General features: G+C 43.7%; 11 protein-coding genes. 8 read left to right on the top strand and 3 right to left on the bottom strand.

All coding sequences use genetic code 11. The features are described from left to right. Positions 1–159 precede the first annotated feature (159 nt). The gene (focA, locus tag A6D97_RS18390) at positions 160–1,611 is read right to left on the bottom strand and encodes a formate transporter FocA (RefSeq protein ID WP_050650436.1); all 1,452 of its coding nucleotides are present in this window, start codon (positions 1,609–1,611) and stop codon (positions 160–162) included. Between the two features lie 273 nt (positions 1,612–1,884). Between focA and A6D97_RS18385 the strand changes: the two genes are divergently transcribed. Then, on the top strand, positions 1,885–2,790 hold the full coding sequence (locus A6D97_RS18385; protein WP_065584985.1) for a LysR substrate-binding domain-containing protein: 906 nt from the start codon (positions 1,885–1,887) through the stop codon (positions 2,788–2,790). Positions 2,791–2,995: 205 nt separating this feature from the next. Continuing rightward, positions 2,996–3,490, top strand: a complete 495-nt coding sequence (locus tag A6D97_RS18380) for a DUF1097 domain-containing protein (protein WP_017059817.1) — start codon at positions 2,996–2,998, stop codon at positions 3,488–3,490. 171 nt (positions 3,491–3,661) lie between these two features. On the opposite strand, the gene A6D97_RS18375 is transcribed toward A6D97_RS18380, so the two are convergent. Then, positions 3,662–5,413, bottom strand: coding sequence for an ATP-dependent endonuclease (locus A6D97_RS18375; protein WP_065584984.1), 1,752 nt, complete (start codon positions 5,411–5,413; stop codon positions 3,662–3,664). Positions 5,414–5,651: 238 nt separating this feature from the next. On the opposite strand from A6D97_RS18375, the gene A6D97_RS18370 reads away from it, so the two are divergent. The 6 genes from A6D97_RS18370 to A6D97_RS18345 all read left to right on the top strand — a co-directional run bounded on the left by A6D97_RS18370 (position 5,652) and on the right by A6D97_RS18345 (position 13,828). Then, positions 5,652–7,391, top strand: a complete 1,740-nt coding sequence (locus A6D97_RS18370) for a bifunctional UDP-sugar hydrolase/5'-nucleotidase (RefSeq protein ID WP_017064627.1) — start codon at positions 5,652–5,654, stop codon at positions 7,389–7,391. Positions 7,392–7,965: 574 nt separating this feature from the next. Then, entirely contained in the window at positions 7,966–8,967 is a 1,002-nt protein-coding gene (locus A6D97_RS18365) for a TerC/Alx family metal homeostasis membrane protein (protein WP_017059813.1), read from the top strand. Positions 8,968–9,280: 313 nt separating this feature from the next. Then, the gene (locus A6D97_RS18360) at positions 9,281–9,469 is read left to right on the top strand and encodes a hypothetical protein (protein WP_017059812.1); all 189 of its coding nucleotides are present in this window, start codon (positions 9,281–9,283) and stop codon (positions 9,467–9,469) included. A 175-nt stretch (positions 9,470–9,644) separates the two neighbouring features. Then, positions 9,645–10,385: a DUF1223 domain-containing protein gene (locus A6D97_RS18355; RefSeq protein WP_065584983.1), complete on the top strand. Its 741-nt coding sequence runs from the start codon at positions 9,645–9,647 to the stop codon at positions 10,383–10,385. A gap of 203 nt (positions 10,386–10,588) precedes the next feature. Next, positions 10,589–11,878, top strand: a complete 1,290-nt coding sequence (locus A6D97_RS18350) for a DEAD/DEAH box helicase (protein ID WP_017069930.1) — start codon at positions 10,589–10,591, stop codon at positions 11,876–11,878. A 231-nt stretch (positions 11,879–12,109) separates the two neighbouring features. Beyond that, the gene (locus A6D97_RS18345) at positions 12,110–13,828 is read left to right on the top strand and encodes an autotransporter assembly complex family protein (protein ID WP_065584987.1); all 1,719 of its coding nucleotides are present in this window, start codon (positions 12,110–12,112) and stop codon (positions 13,826–13,828) included. A gap of 300 nt (positions 13,829–14,128) precedes the next feature. Here A6D97_RS18345 and A6D97_RS18340 read toward each other — a convergent pair whose 3' ends face one another. Continuing rightward, on the bottom strand, positions 14,129–15,586 hold the full coding sequence (locus tag A6D97_RS18340) for a phospholipase D family protein (RefSeq protein ID WP_065584982.1): 1,458 nt from the start codon (positions 15,584–15,586) through the stop codon (positions 14,129–14,131). Positions 15,587–15,615 lie beyond the last annotated feature (29 nt).

Here is a 15,615-nt window from a genome sequence, read left to right as displayed (position 1 = left end):
CGCCTTTTTTATTGAGATAAATGGCAACGCGTTTAGGTCTGTTTTGTGTCAAACCGTTTAGTACGTTAAAAGCCACCGTTTACCTCTAGCCAGTCAACGTTGCCATGACTGAGTTATCTAATTGAACTACTAATCCCTAATAGTTCAACTTAAGATTAGTTAAGCCGTTTCTAGTTCAGCTTGTGGAACCACGTTTAGTCGGTCACCGTAGATTGGACGTAGTGCTTGCATCACTTCAATGCGAGTCAACACACCTACCATTACGCCGTTTTCTAACACTGGAAGCATATGTGGTTGGCTTACTTTCATCGCTTTTGCACGCTCTTCTAGAGAAAGAGATGTCAGGCGAGTAGCGAAGCCCATGCTTGTCGTCGGGTACAGTTGCTCTTTGTCGATGCATAGGAACTCAGCAACGTCCACTAGCTTGTCGTTTGCGTCGATTGCCACAACGTCACGGCTCATTAGGTCTACAACTTTTTGGCCTTTAGTTGGGATGTAATCTTGGCACCAAAGGTCAACCATTACGTCATGAACAGAGAAGATACCCACTAGACGACCTTCAACATCGCAAACAGGAGCGCTAACAAGTTGCGCGTCTAAAAGTGTATCAATCGCGACTGATGTTGGCATTTCTACGCTCAGTGTAATTGGTTGAGTGTTCATGATTTGCTTGATAGTAGTTGCTGTGTTCATAGTAATTTCCTTAACTGACGTAATTTCTGTTGTTTGTGTAATAGCGGTAATTTTTGCTGCTTTAAGTTGTGGGCGACGGTAGATGCTCCAGTTCGCTAAGCCGACCAATACTGAACCACCTACGATGTTGCCGATTGTCACTGGTATTAAGTTTGCGGTGACAAATTGCATGACGTTTAGGTCTGCATACTGGGCTGGTGTTGCGCCGATTTGCATCCAGAAGCTTTCTGGTGCGAATGCTTGAATCGTGATGCCTAGCGGAACCATGAACATATTCGCCACACAGTGTTCAAAGCCTGAGCTTACGAACATTGCAACGGGTAACACGGTCATCATTGCTTTGGTCATTGCGTTAGCAGAGCTGAACGTTAACCAAATCGCTAAACACACCAACAAGTTACAAAGCACACCCAAAGCAAACGCTTGAACTGGGGTGTGGTGTAGCTTGTGTTGAGCAATGTTTAAAGCGTTTAAGCCCCATTGCCCGCCATCCAGTTGATACAAGCCTGCTGCGCTTACCAAAGCCAATAGGAACATGGCACCGATAAAGTTGCCGACATACACCTTGCCCCAGATAGACAGCATCTTCGTGAAGGTGATTTGCTTGTTAGCCCATGAGATGCTTGATAACACTGAGCTGGTAAATAGCTCACCACCGCAAATCACAATCAAGATCAAACCCATACTGAAGGCAAGACCGCCGGCTAAGCGACTCAGTCCCCATCCAGCATCAGCGCTGCCCGTGGTTACCGTGATGTAGAATAAAAAAGCAAGCCCGATGAATGCGCCAGCCATGATTGCCAAACTCAATGTCATGCTGCTGGTTTTATTTGCTTTACTTAATGCAAACTTCTCTGCTTCCGCCATCATTTCTGTTGGTGAGAACAGTTGATGATTTTCAGAAGTGCTGGTTGCCATATCCCCCCCTTGAACAATCCGTCATGTGTAATTCCTAGTGTTAATGACCTGGTTAATCCGTAATGGTTAATCAGTAATGTTTTGCAGGGCTCGTTGTGTCCTGCCATTCCAGATTAGGGCGTTGAGGGGTAGAGGTAAAATTGATAATTTTTAGAAACCACATCAAATTTATTGATATAGATTTGGTTACGCGTAGAATGAAATTGATTGCTCATTGGCTTTATAAAAAACGAGCATCAGGACACAAATAATTAAAAGCATTAAGGATGAATTTTGCGTTATTCATTAAAGCAACTCGCGGTATTTGATGCAGTAGCAGACTCCGGGAGCGTTAGTCAGGCAGCAGACAAATTGGCGTTGACTCAGTCAGCAACAAGTATGTCTCTTGCACAGTTGGAAAAAATGCTCGGCAGGCCTTTGTTTGAAAGGCAGGGCAAGCAAATGGCCCTGACTCATTGGGGCATGTGGTTAAGACCAAAAGCGAAGCGTTTACTGCAAGATGCGCAGCAAATTGAGATGGGTTTTTACGAGCAGCATTTGTTGAGTGGCGAACTCAAATTAGGTGCTAGCCAAACTCCAGCGGAACACCTCGTTCCTGATCTCATCAGTATTATTGATAACGACTTTCCTGAGATGCGAATCTCGCTCGGCGTGCAAAGTACCGATGCTGTCATTGATGGTGTATTAGATTATCAATATGACTTGGGCGTTATCGAAGGTCGTTGTGATGACAACCGAGTTCACCAAGAAGTGTGGTGTACCGACCATTTAACGGTGGTTGCATCGGCTCATCACCCGTTTGCGAAGCGTGAACGAGTCAGCTTGGCACAATTAGAACAAGCAAAGTGGGTATTACGCGAACATGGTTCGGGTACTCGCAAAGTTTTTGATAGCTCTATTCACCATTTAATTGGCGATCTCGATGTATGGCGAGAGTATGAACACGTTCCTGTTTTAAGAAGTTTGGTTGCAAACGGCCCATATTTAACGTGTTTACCTTATCTAGATGTCGAACAGTTTGTTGAGTCAGGGCAACTGGTGACGTTGAATGTTCCTGAGCTTGAAATGGAAAGAACCTTGTCCTTTATTTGGCGTGCTGACATGGCAGAGAACCCACTTGCTGAATGTATCAAGCGTGAAGGTAAGCGCATGATGAAAGGCAAACGGTCGATTCTTTAGTCGCTACTCAACATCAATTCTAATAACTAAATATGTTGAATAAGCGATTCCGGTCTCCATCTAGTGATAAATGCACAAGTGCATACATTATTAATGTGATCGTGATCGGCCAAATAAGGGCTATCTTCCCATAGTATGCTTACTTGATTTTAAGTGAGGCTAAATCCGGTTGCGTTCAATTACGTGATTAGGCTTTAGAAATAGTATGAGTACATTAGTCGCGATTTCATTAACAACAGGTATTTTGTCAGGTCTATGGGGATGGATTGCTATCTCTTTCGGCTTATTGTCATGGGCAGGTTTCTTAGGTTGCACCAGTTACTTTGCTTCGCCAACAGGCGGCGTTAAAGGACTAGCAGGTAGCTTATTGACCAACATGACTGGCGTATTCTGGGCAATGGTGATTATCGAAAGCTCAACCTTCGCAGGGTTAGAGATTTTAGGCTACATGATTACTGCTATTGTGGCTTTCTTTATGTGTATTCAAGCGAAACAAGCGTGGCTAGGTTATATCCCAGGCACCTTCATTGGTTGCTGTGCGACGTTTGCTGCAGGTGGTGATTGGCAACTTGTAGTGCCATCTTTACTGCTTGGTGGTGTATTTGGATACTTGATGAAAGCAACGGGGCTATGGCTTCACGAGAAATCGACTCAATCTTCAGAAGTTGTTGAACAACACGCTAAACAGGCAAAGGCTTAATTCGTTAACCTAACCTTAGTTAGTCACTGTGAACTCTTGCAAGATAACCCCCAATTAATTTGTATATCGATTTATACAGGCACACCGTTTGGTGTGCCTTTTTTGGTTGAGGCGACTAGCTAAATATTTCATCAGTAGAGCAACTGATAGCATCTATAAAACAAATTATGTTTAGGTATTTCCATTCGCCATGGTGATCACGCGTTTTAATGTCCACCTTAATAAAAGCGGAATGCATTCTTGTCCTTGATTCTCGCAATGAGAAACAATGGCGAGTGCAAGGTCGGGTTTTGCATGTTTCTTCAATACCTTGGCAACCACTTTCTTTGGAGGGATAGGGTGATCGTATGGAATCTTAACCATGTCACGGAAAAAGCTCTCAAACCCATTCATATATAGGTAATGCTCGATATCTTTATCTGGCAGTTCCGTGAGTCGATGTCTTTCCTGATCATTACCAAGCTTCGATAGCACCGTTGCTGCGTATTTTTTACCCGCCGCATCGCCGTCAGTTACCACATGCCAATCGATGCCAAACTCTTGCGCGACCTTAATCAGTGCCTTAAGTCCTGATTGGGCGAACTCAATAATCTGCACACCTTCTGCTGCTAGGTTATAGCCACATTGGTTGGCAAGTTCATTGAACAACCAAACCTCGGTTTCACCTTCTACTAATAGCCAACAGCGAGCAAATAGTGCCCCAGAGCGGTGGAAACGGATATGAAAACCAATTCGTCGAAGTTCATCCTTACTGAAATGGTTCATGTTGAGTTGATTGGCGATGGTTTTGTCTGACTGACGAACCAAGCGACGAATCGATTGAAGTGGGACCGCCGCAAGTAGGTCGCCACTGTTGGTGGTCAGGATTTTCTGCATGGGCAATTTCTGCATCAAGCTCCAAGCCCTTGCCAAGTGTGTTGGGTGCAATCGACCTTCTGGATCTTCAAGGATCAACAGAGGGCGCGCACATCGCCTTAAGTCGTTTGGCCCTTTAGCTTGTAGATAAGCGTTAAGTAACCCCATGAATAATAAGCGAGTTTGTTTGTTCTTGGTCTCTTCGACAAGTTGATGAATACTCTGATCATTGGCACCCGCAGAATAAAGCAATCCGTCTCGCTGTTTTCTAGGGTTACGACGAGAAGTACTTTTGAAAGAAAAATAGTGCTCAATCAGACTTTGCATCGACTCTAGGCTACTGCGCATTTCACCTTTATTAACATGTCCGGGTATCGCCATAAGACGGCGGCAGGTGTTGTCTATTCGTTTTTCTATTCTTGCTTGTCGACCATTACCGTTATTGGCGCCGTTTCCATTTGTTGTGCCATTGCTCGTGTGATGGTTCCCGTTCCCGTTTGAATTTGCATTAGTTGCGTGAACATTAGTCGGCAGGTGAGCATTGTGGTTAAGGGACTTGCCGTTGAAAGGACGATCAAAGTGCCTTGCATCACGCAAACGGATAACGGGATGTAAGGTCATTAATTCTTGAGCAAGCTTTTCTGAATGATGAAGCTTGAGCGGATTACCGTCCAAACCAAGAAATGCATAGTGTGTTGTTGTCTCATACTGTTCTAACGTCGCGCTGATGCGATAGTAGATGCGAAATACGCCAAATTCATCTTGAACCCAAATAGGTTTGAGTTTGCGATAACGACCTGCGTTAAGTTCGCTCTTATCGTTAGCTTTTAAAGCGAGAACAATTTGAAGATGTTGAGACTGCGGGTGTGAAACAGAGTAATCGACATGAAAATCGGTCATTTCAAAGTGATATGGCACACCGTCTGAGGGCAGAATGACGGAAAGGGCATCCAATAATGAAGACTTACCCCAAGTATTTTCACCAATAAGCGTGGTTAGCTCGTCAAACGCGAGTGACATGCGCTTGATACCTCGAAAGCCAGAAATCTCGATTCTTTCTAGTTGCATAGGCTTACTCCTAACGGAAGGCTCTGCTAATTATTTGAAAGCTAACAGATATCTTTAATCATAATCGAAAAATCCAAATCCGGTATGCTCACCTGTCACAAAACCCGTTGTTTATTAATACGGTGCAAAATGAGATTTTTGATCTATCTCGAGTATTTTTTTGCAGTGCAGTTTCATAAAATTCACGATTCTGTCATGATTCTCGACCTAGTATGAAGGGACAAAGAGAGAAGAAAATATGACTAAAAAGAATAAGCCGACAAAAATAGTGTTGGCACACATCAACGACACCCACTCATACTTTGAACCAACCTCGTTACAGCTATCACTTAAAATGAACAACCACATCATTGAACCTTATGTCAGTGCTGGTGGCTTTGCTCGAATTTCAACACGCTTCAAACAAATAGAACAAGATGCCCAGCGTCAGAAGGTTGGAACCTTGTTCTTGCACGCTGGTGACTGCTTCCAGGGCACGTTGTACTTTTCCTTATTCAAGGGAAAAGCCAATGCCGATTTGTTGAATGCCCTTAATATAGATGCCATGACGCTCGGTAATCACGAGTTAGACATGGGTAATGAGCCCGTTGCGATTTTCGCGAAAAGAATCAAATTCCCGCTGTTGGCCGGTAACTGGAATCTATCGAATGAGGATATCAATAAAACTCATACGCTAGCGGACAACGACATTGTTAAGCCTTATCTACCTGAAACACGAAGTGCTTCTTTTATAACGAAAGAGTTTGATGGCGAGAAGGTCGCAATATTCGGCTTAAGCATCGACAAGATGGCAGGCATCGCTAACCCAGATACCGATACACCGTTTGAAAATGCTTTGGAAACAGCAAAAGGGACCATTGAGCAAATCCATCAAGCAGGTATCAACAAGATTGTGTTACTTAGCCATCTTGGTTACGAAGCTGATTTAGAGTTAGCAGCCAACGTAACAGGTATTGGTGTCATCGTTGGTGGTCATAGTCATCGCTTACAAGGTGATTTCGCTGATATCGGCTTAGTTAAAGATGATGAATACGGTGTGAAAATTGGCGATACCTATGTTGTGCAAGCGGGTTTCCACGCCATGAGCTTAGGACACTGCGAAATCGAGTTCGATTCTCAAGGCAAAGTGACGCACTTCAATGGTAAAAACGAACTGTTATTAGGCCGTCGACTCTTTATAGACGCGAAACTGAGTGAAGTAGGGCAAGACGATGCCCACGATATGGCGTGTGAGTTTTTAAACAATCACCCTAATATTGCAGTGTGTAAGAAAGATCCTGAGCTGCAGAGCATTCTGACGGATAAATACCAGCCGCGAGTTCGAAGGCTTCAGCAACAAGTGATTGCTCATGCAGACACTAAACTTCGCCATGTACGTATTCCAGATGCTAAAGGCCCGAGTCAACTAGCCCCCTTGGTTGCTCAATCATTTCACCATCTAATGAACAAGAAAGGGCATCAGGTTGACTTTGCCATTCACAACGCCGGTGGTGTAAGAAATTCACTGAACAGCGGCGATGTCTCTGTTGCCGATATTGCCGGAAAACTACTACCGTTTGCCGTACCTATTGGTGTGTATGAAGTAAAAGGTGAAACGATCGCTGGCATGCTTGAAGGTGCAATCAATAACGCGATTGATAATGGTGTCGTGGGCACAGGTTCAGGTAGCTTTCCTTATACACATAATTTGAGGTTTTGTTACCACAAAGAAGCGCCTATAGGACACAGGATTCACCATCTAGAAATTCACTCTGATGATTCAGGTTGGCAAGCTGTTTCTCGCAACCGTATTTACCGGGGCGCGTCGTCAGCCTATACAATGAAAGGCAAAGAGGGCTATAACGCTGTGTTGGATATGATCGGTGATGGCACGGTCACCACTGACTCTATGGCAGACTGCTTCATCGAGTTTCTGCAAGACCACCCAGAGTCGCTTCAACTCAATGAACCGTTGAATTGCATGGAGTGTTTTAGATAACTAAAGCTGATACTGATATTTAACACTATTACTTTGGGTTATTTATAAAATTGGCATTGTTTATGCTTTATCTCTGCAGGTCGCCTTCTTGTGGAGATATGCATGGATAAGAAAGATTGGTTAGATGCGGTAGCGGTTGTCGGTTGGGTATCAGTTTGGTCAGCGTTAGTGTATTTAATACCTGCCGCAGGGCTGTAAATTGCTCTTTTTGCAACTTCATTACGCAGTGCAATAGTGTGTTTGACTTGCGAATTTATTCTTAGAATCAATTCGCGTGTCTATTTGACAAAGTGGCATCAATCAGAAAGGAGCGTTTGCTCCTTTTTTGCTTTTTCCGTGCAAATTTATATAGACGAAACACAACCAGAGGATTATTATCCACGCGTTTGGGGAGTAGTTAGCGCAAGTTTACATATCGTCATCTCGTTAGGCCAAGAGTCTATCCGGTATGTAAAAGTGAAATCCCATATTTCACTTCAACGAGACCAACGCAATCACAGTCAAGATCCGTAATGGAGCTTGATATGCTTTGTTTGCGGAAGGTCTTTGTACAGTTCTTCCGCCCGGAGGAATAATGAACTCAACTCAATCTCTATTATCTACAAATAGTGAATCCTTTTTTTCATCGCCAATCATGACGACTTATGCGGGCTTTTTCCTGCTAACGGTTATTCTCGTCTCTATTGATATCTATCAGACTCGTGGCGGTAACGTTACTATCAAGAAAGCGGCAATCTGGAGTGTTTTCTGGTTTGTACTTGCGTTTTTGTTTGCTGGCTCGATTTACCTATTTTGGGACATTTATGCGCCGAACAGTGACTACACAGCGCAAAAAGCAACCGTGTCATTCATTACGGGTTACTTGTTAGAAAAATCCCTTAGCGTAGACAACTTGTTTGTTTTTGCGATGATCTTTGCTCAATACCAAGTTCCTGAGCATCTAAGACCTCGTGCGCTTCTTTGGGGCGTAATTGGTGCATTGGTGCTTCGTGCAATTATGATCGCACTAGGCGCACAGCTATTGGCGGAATATCACTGGGTGCTTTACGTGTTCGCTGCGTTCTTGATTGGTACAGGTATTAAGCTGGCATTAGACAAGGGCGAAGAGGAGAGTGTGAATACTCTGCCTGAAAAGCTACTTCGTAAAGTGATGCCGGTAACAGAGGACTTCCATGGCCCTGCATTAATGGTTAAACAGGGTGCTAAATGGGCATTCACTCCAATGATGTTGGTCATCGGTGCGATCGCAGTCATGGACGTGATGTTTGCATTAGACTCTATCCCTGCGATCTTTGCGGTAACACAAGAACCGTTCTTGGTACTTGCGGCTAACGTGTTTGCGTTACTTGGTCTTCGCTCGTTGTATTTTGTACTGCAAGGTATGATGGACAAGTTCATCTATTTGAAACCCGCGCTTTCATTCATCATGGTGTTCATTGGTGTGAAAATGCTTCTGGTTGATAGCGAGTGGGCTATCCCAACTTACTGGTCATTGGCGGTATTGGTTTCTACGATGACGATTGCGGTTATAGCGTCGGTTTATGCGAAGAAGCCAGGCATTGAACAAGTAAATTAAAAACAAATATAACTTATCGAAAAGTCGATAATGAACACGTGGCTGATGAAGTGGAAAATTTATTTATGTAAATTTTCTGTGACATTGGCCACTGTTGTTTGCGGGGTATTTGTACTAAATGCATGATCTAAACACTATATTGAATTTGTACTCACATAATCTGCATATCTATTTTGTGGCATTGTTAATGGTTTGTTTTATTAGAAAAACTAATCCCAAAATCTAATTTTAGTCATTTTTTAACCTGCAAAAGATCACCTATTATTCTTGTCATCAGAACGAAACACATTAATAAATTTATAGAGAGGCAATCATGGCTCAAGCAGTACAAATGAATACTATCGCTGTTCCTAACTCTATGGATAAGAAAACCTACTCGGTTAACTTCAAAGGATTGATTGCACACATTTTCGATATTCTTTTCGTAGACAACTCTCCACGTAGTTACTACGCAAGCGACCTATCTGGTCACATGCAACGCGATATCGGTATTAACCGTTAATCTCAGCGTTAACATGTAAATATAGAATTTTAAGAAAACGCCAGCCTCTAAAGCTGGCGTTTTTGTATCTGAAATAAACTCAATCTCTTCGTAAACTAAGCACCTGAAAGAAAAACCTAGGCATAACGGTCTGTATTTGAGCGCCATTCAATTCGCTTTGTACAAGGATCTCGGTATGTCACACGCCAAACGCAATTCATCATTGATTAAACTTTGTTTATTTGCCTTACCGATCGGCTTCTATTCCTCAGTGTCGCTTGCACAAACCTGGAGTAATGAAGGCCAGCCCGCACAGGTTATCGAGCTCTTCACCTCTGAAGGTTGTTCAAGTTGTCCTCCCGCTGATGCGTATCTAAGTACATTTGAAGATGACCCACAACTGTGGACACAAGTCATTCCTCTCGCTTATCACGTCGACTATTGGGACTACCTCGGTTGGGGGGATAAGTTCGCGAGCAAGGCGTTCAGTCAGAAGCAACGACTGTATAAAGCTTACGGCTTAACAAGTGGGGTTTACACGCCGGGCTTTGTTGTCGATGGAAAAGAGTGGCGCGGTTACTTTAACTGGTTAGACAGAACGTTACCTTCTCTTAAACAACAAAATAACCCCAAGCTAACGGTCAACCATAAAGGCGATACGTTCAGCGTAAGTTACGAAGGCAAAGGTGATTATGTGGCACATATCGCTCTATTGGCGATGAACGAAGTCACAAGTGTAAAAGCTGGTGAAAACAGAGGTAAGAAGTTAGAGCATGATTTTGTCGTAGTGTACGATGGCTACCAACGTGGTGAATCTGAGTGGCAATTCAATGTGGACTTTGATCCGCTAGTCGCTTCGCCCGATGCCGTAGCTGTCTGGTTAACCGCACCTAATTCGTACGCACCTGAACAGACGGTAGCAGGGTGGTTGAATTAAACTCACGGTGCTCAACGCCAATTGTCCTTCAATTATCAAGTTAGCAATTGGGGCGACACCAAACCGGTACTGTGTCGCCTTCGTCCCGTTTTAGTTGGTCTAAATTGAAGCTACAGGCTGGAAAGGGGCGATTTAGTTACGTAATACAGCGGAAATACGTTAGTATAGCGCGCTATTATTTTAGCTTTGAGTTCCTGCAATTAATGACTAACACCACAGCACCAACCAACTTCTCTGATCTTGGCTTAATCTCTCCTTTGATGGCTCGTTTATCTGAGCTTGAATACCAACAGCCAACGCCTATCCAAGCGCAAGTTATTCCAAGTGTGTTAGCAGGACGCGATTTAATTGCAGGCGCAAATACCGGTTCAGGTAAAACCGCAGCATTTGCACTTCCACTGTTACAAAAGATTCATGAAGATGCCCCTCTGGACCGTCGTTCAGGCAAAGGTAACTTTGTTTCTGGCCTTATCTTGGTTCCTACTCGTGAACTTGCTAAGCAAGTGGCTGACAGCGTTAAATCTTACGCTGTGCATTTCAATGGCGCGATTAAAACGGTTTGTGTGTTTGGTGGTGTATCGGTAAACACTCAAATGCAGGCGCTACGTGGCGGCACTGATATATTGGTGGCAACACCGGGTCGTCTGCTTGACCTTATTTCGAGCAACGCTATCAAACTAGATAAAGTGAAAACGTTAGTGCTTGATGAAGCTGACCGAATGCTAAGCCTAGGTTTTACCGAAGAACTTGATGCAATCTTGAAGCTCTTGCCGAGCAAAAAACAAACCTTGTTGTTCTCTGCAACTTTCCCAGAGCAAGTTAAAACGCTGACTCACGAACTTCTAAGCGATCCAATTGAAGTTCAACTTCAAAGTGCCAATGCGAGCACACTGGTTCAACGTGTATTCGAAGTAGAAAAAGGTCGCAAGACAGCGTTACTCGCACACCTAATTCAACAACATGAATGGCGCCAAGCTCTGATCTTCGTTAATGCGAAGAACAGCTGTGAGCACCTAGCAGACAAGCTTTACAAGCGCGGTATCATCGCAGAAGTATTCCACGGCGATAAAGGGCAAGGTTCACGTACTCGTATCCTAGAAGATTTCAAATCTGGCGAGATTGACGTTCTGATCGCGACAGACATCGCGGCACGTGGTCTGGATATTGAGAAGCTTCCAGTGGTAATCAACTTTGACTTACCGCGTAGCCCGTCAGACTACATGCACCGTATCGGCCGAAGTGGTCGTGCAGGTGAAGTTGGTCTTGCGTTATCTCTGATCGATCACGAAGATTACCACCACTTCAAAATCATCGAGAAGAAGAACAAGATTCGTCTTGAGCGTGAGCAAATTGAAGGCTTTGAAGTGGATGAAGAAGCGACAGCTGAACTGATCGCAGCACTAAAACCTGTTGCGCCACCGGCCGGTACTGGCAAGAAGAAAAAGAAGAAGAAAGCTCCAAAAAACCAAGATGTGTGGCTGAACAACAACTGATCTTGAGTCAGCAAGCCATATAAATCAGCAAGCCATATAAATCAATAAGTAATAGACATTCAAAAGGTGCTTAATTGCGCCTTTTTTGTGTCTGTAGGGCTGGGATTTGAGTCGTTAATAAACGACTGTTGCGGTGTTAAACAACCCGATAATCCGTTCGAAGGATAGCGTCCTCCATAAGAGATTTAGCGATTTAACGCTTTGCTCATAACCTGTTCGGGTTTTGAGCAATTGGGTAACCGCGTGAAGACCTCGATTAAACAATTAGTGCTGGCCACTTCATTTTTCCTGTTTACCCAACACTCTTCTAGTGCTGCTGAATTTGAGGTTAAAGGGGTTAATAAAACTCTCACCGAAAATGTAGAATTATATTTAGAACCTTTAGCCGATGTTCCTGCATCACAGCTATCGAAAACGAAGCTATCTAAACGTATTCAAGATGCACTCAACCCTTATGGTTATTATCACCCACAGCTCGATATCGACCTCAATGATTCTGATAACGTGATCATTAACATCGATTCTGGTCCTGTCATGCGCATCGCAGAATCGATAGTAAAAATAACAGGTGAAGCTAGCCTAGATGCGGAGTTCATCAATATACTCAATCAAAGCAAGTTAGGCTCAGGTTTAACTTTGTCTCACCAAGAATACGACCAAACTAAGCGTGCGATTTTCTCTTTAGCAAAGCGGAAAGGTTATTTTGACGGCAGGTTTATCGAGTCAAAGATTGAAGTTATTCCTAGCGAGAACATCGCGAATATACACTTGTATTTTGCAAGTGGTCCACGCTACAAGTTCGGTTCTATAAGTATTCCTGATGATGGGGTTGACCCTACTCGTATCGAGAAAATACCCACCTTTAAAAAAGGTGATGACTTTGACACCATCAAGTTAGGTGAACTGCAATCTGATTTGTCAGACACTCAATGGTTTCGAAGTGTCATCGTACATGGTGACTTTGACAAACTTGATGACAACCTAGAAGTTCCAATTGAAATCATTGCCGAGCCAAGTTCTCGAAATATCGTGCAGGTCGGTGGCGGCTATTCTACTGATCTCGGTTTACGCGCCTCTCTCAGTTGGTCAAAGCCTTGGTATAACCGGAGAGGCCACAGCTTTGAAACACAGACATATTTGTCTGAACAGGAGCAATCACTTCAGTTGGGGTACAAAATCCCCACAGAGAAAGTCACAACGGATTACTTTGGTATTCAGTTTGAATCGAAACGAATTGATCATCGAGACACCAATAGCTTTACAAACGATCTTAAGTTCGAACGTTACTGGCAGTTAGACAGTGATTGGCAAAGCACCATTTATGTCAAATACTTGCACGAACAGTACCGTCAGGCGTCTGAGGAAGACCAATCGCAATTGCTGTTACCTGGCATCAGTTTTTCTCAGGTTGATCGTAAAAATGATCAGTTGGAGCTCAATCATCGACACATCTATTCTGTTGAGTATTCTGACCCTAGTCTGTTCTCTGATTCAAGGCTGTTGCGGTTGGAAGGAAACAGTGTCCTTTCGTGGGATATTAGTGACAGGCAGAAGCTCCATTTCCGCTCAAACGTAGGCATCAACATTGCCAAATCATTATCTGATGTGCCGTCGTCACTACGTTATTTTGCGGGTGGCGATGGAAACCTGCGAGGTTATGGTTACGAATCTATCTCCCCTAGAGACGAGAATGGTGAATTAACGGGGGCACGTTACATGTTAACTGCTGGGCTCGAATATCAACATCAAGTTTATCGTTCAATTTGGTTGGGCGCCTTTCTTGATGTGGGTGATGCATTTGATCAACAAGCGGATTGGAAGCGTGGGACGGGCGTGAGTTTGATTTGGAACTCACAGTTAATGCCAGTTAAGCTCGATTTTGCTTACGGCTTAGATGCGCCTGAAGGCGATGAATTTCGTATTCATTTTTCCTTGGGTACTCAATTCTGATGCTCGTACTTTGTTTGAGCTCTCGCTAATGGGTATTCAAGCCAATTAAAGAGTCGAATCCAGAGATGAAAGTCGGTATTTATCACCGGCAGGGGGATGTGGGCATACTTACGATACGGACCTACTAAACTACGTTAGAATAGTCAATAACGTGGACAATAGATCCATTACACCAAGGATGTAAGATTCGTTTTTCTTCATGACAAAGAAACCGCGTATGTGACGCGGTTTCTTTGTTTTATGGATCAGATCAAGTTTACGTAGTTTTGCTCTAGCTAAGACAAGCATTCAGCCATTGGGTTAAAGTTCAAACTCGCCATTCATTTTTCGAAACAACCAATCCGGTAGCTTGTTCCATGAACTGTAGTTAGGGTTCTTAGCATGTTTCTTTTCTCCTGAAGCCCACGTCGTTTCTCCTGATTGCTCTCGTGATACAGTCCAGAATAACTCCTCTTTCTGACGCGTTAAATAGTGAATCACTTGCTGGGCAAACGCTTCGCTGTCGATCAGTACCCCCAACTCGACATTCAAAAAGTCCGATCTTGGATCGAAGTTCGATGATCCTATATACGTGACACGTTGATCGAGAATCACCGTTTTGTTGTGATAGTAGGTATCAACATGGAAGTAGTGATCATCATTAATGGCTTGGCTCTTGTATTCCAATAGGTTGACGTTTTTATCGAGTAACGTTTGACGATGTTTCTCATAGTAAGCCGGGATAAAACCTGAGTCATTCGACGCCGAAGAATTGGTGATCAACGTCACTTGAGCTTGTTGCTCGGTCAATGCATCAATAAACTCAAACTGTTGGTCACTTGGTACCACGTATGGGGTTGAAATCACCGCTTGTGATGGTGACGGCACCTTCTTTTTAATCAAGTGTTCGATACGTTGGCGAAAGTAGGGCTTGTTGTCATTGAGTTTCTCCAGTGAGTCAAATACCGGCGTGACAGAGGCCGCAATGAAACTCGGTTGGTTTAAGTTCTCTATCTGCCTTTCGATTTCAGACGTGATCAACGCGGTATTCTTCTCGCCTTTGTTCAACGCTTTAGTGAACGCTTGAAATTGATCTGTTTCTTTGATTTTAATGCGCTCTTGAATGGGCACTACATGCTCACTGTTCCACAACGCTTGGTAATTTTGGTCGAATGCAGCAATCACCTCGCCTTTAAACAGCACATCCATATCAAAGAAGTTGGCACTTTCACTGTAACCAAAGTAGTCATCACCGATGTTGCGCCCACCGAGGATCATCGATTGGTGATCAACGTTAAAGTATTTCTCATGCAGTCGGTTATCTAACTGTTTTTGGTGGGTCGAGAAATTAAACGCACGTCCTATCCAGCCAGCTTTGCGTGACTCAAAAGGGTTGAACAAACGGATTTCAATGTTTGGGTGCGAGTCTAGCTCGGCCAACCATTTGTCATTGAATACCAGTAAGTCGTCCAGTGTTAGGCGAACAGCCACATCGCGATCTGCGGCGTGTTTTAGCTCGTTTAACAGCATCAGACCTAGAGTGTCGTTTTCCCAAGAGAAGTAAGTCATATCAATCGAGTGTTTTGCTTGGCGAACCAGATCAATGCGGCGCGCAAAGGCTTCAGGCGCACTCGGGATCAAATAGACTTCGGCTTGATGTTCTGTGCTTTGCCAGTTAGCTTCGAAGTCGGGTTCAACATTGGGGTAAGGTTGGGCACATCCTGTGATCAAAGCAATCAACATTATTGTGCATGCTGTTTTTAGTTTGCTAAGTGTCATAACTAACCTGCGTTTAAACATAAAATTTA

This window comes from Vibrio sp. ZF57 (genome assembly GCF_001691235.1).
Taxonomy (GTDB): Bacteria; Pseudomonadota; Gammaproteobacteria; order Enterobacterales; family Vibrionaceae; genus Vibrio; species Vibrio crassostreae_C.
Note: the sequence above shows the minus strand (reverse complement) of the source record. Positions and strands in the feature narration are given on the sequence as shown.

Excerpts from the sequence above, each read along its gene's own strand:
- focA (WP_050650436.1), bottom strand. The coding sequence starts at position 1,611 with ATGGCAACCAGCACTTCTGAAAATCATCAACTGTTCTCACCAACAGAA.
- A6D97_RS18380 (WP_017059817.1), top strand. The coding sequence starts at position 2,996 with ATGAGTACATTAGTCGCGATTTCATTAACAACAGGTATTTTGTCAGGT.
- A6D97_RS18375 (WP_065584984.1), bottom strand. The coding sequence starts at position 5,413 with ATGCAACTAGAAAGAATCGAGATTTCTGGCTTTCGAGGTATCAAGCGC.
- A6D97_RS18370 (WP_017064627.1), top strand. The coding sequence starts at position 5,652 with ATGACTAAAAAGAATAAGCCGACAAAAATAGTGTTGGCACACATCAAC.
- A6D97_RS18365 (WP_017059813.1), top strand. The coding sequence starts at position 7,966 with ATGAACTCAACTCAATCTCTATTATCTACAAATAGTGAATCCTTTTTT.
- A6D97_RS18360 (WP_017059812.1), top strand. The coding sequence starts at position 9,281 with ATGGCTCAAGCAGTACAAATGAATACTATCGCTGTTCCTAACTCTATG.
- A6D97_RS18355 (WP_065584983.1), top strand. The coding sequence starts at position 9,645 with ATGTCACACGCCAAACGCAATTCATCATTGATTAAACTTTGTTTATTT.
- A6D97_RS18350 (WP_017069930.1), top strand. The coding sequence starts at position 10,589 with ATGACTAACACCACAGCACCAACCAACTTCTCTGATCTTGGCTTAATC.
- A6D97_RS18340 (WP_065584982.1), bottom strand. The coding sequence starts at position 15,586 with ATGACACTTAGCAAACTAAAAACAGCATGCACAATAATGTTGATTGCT.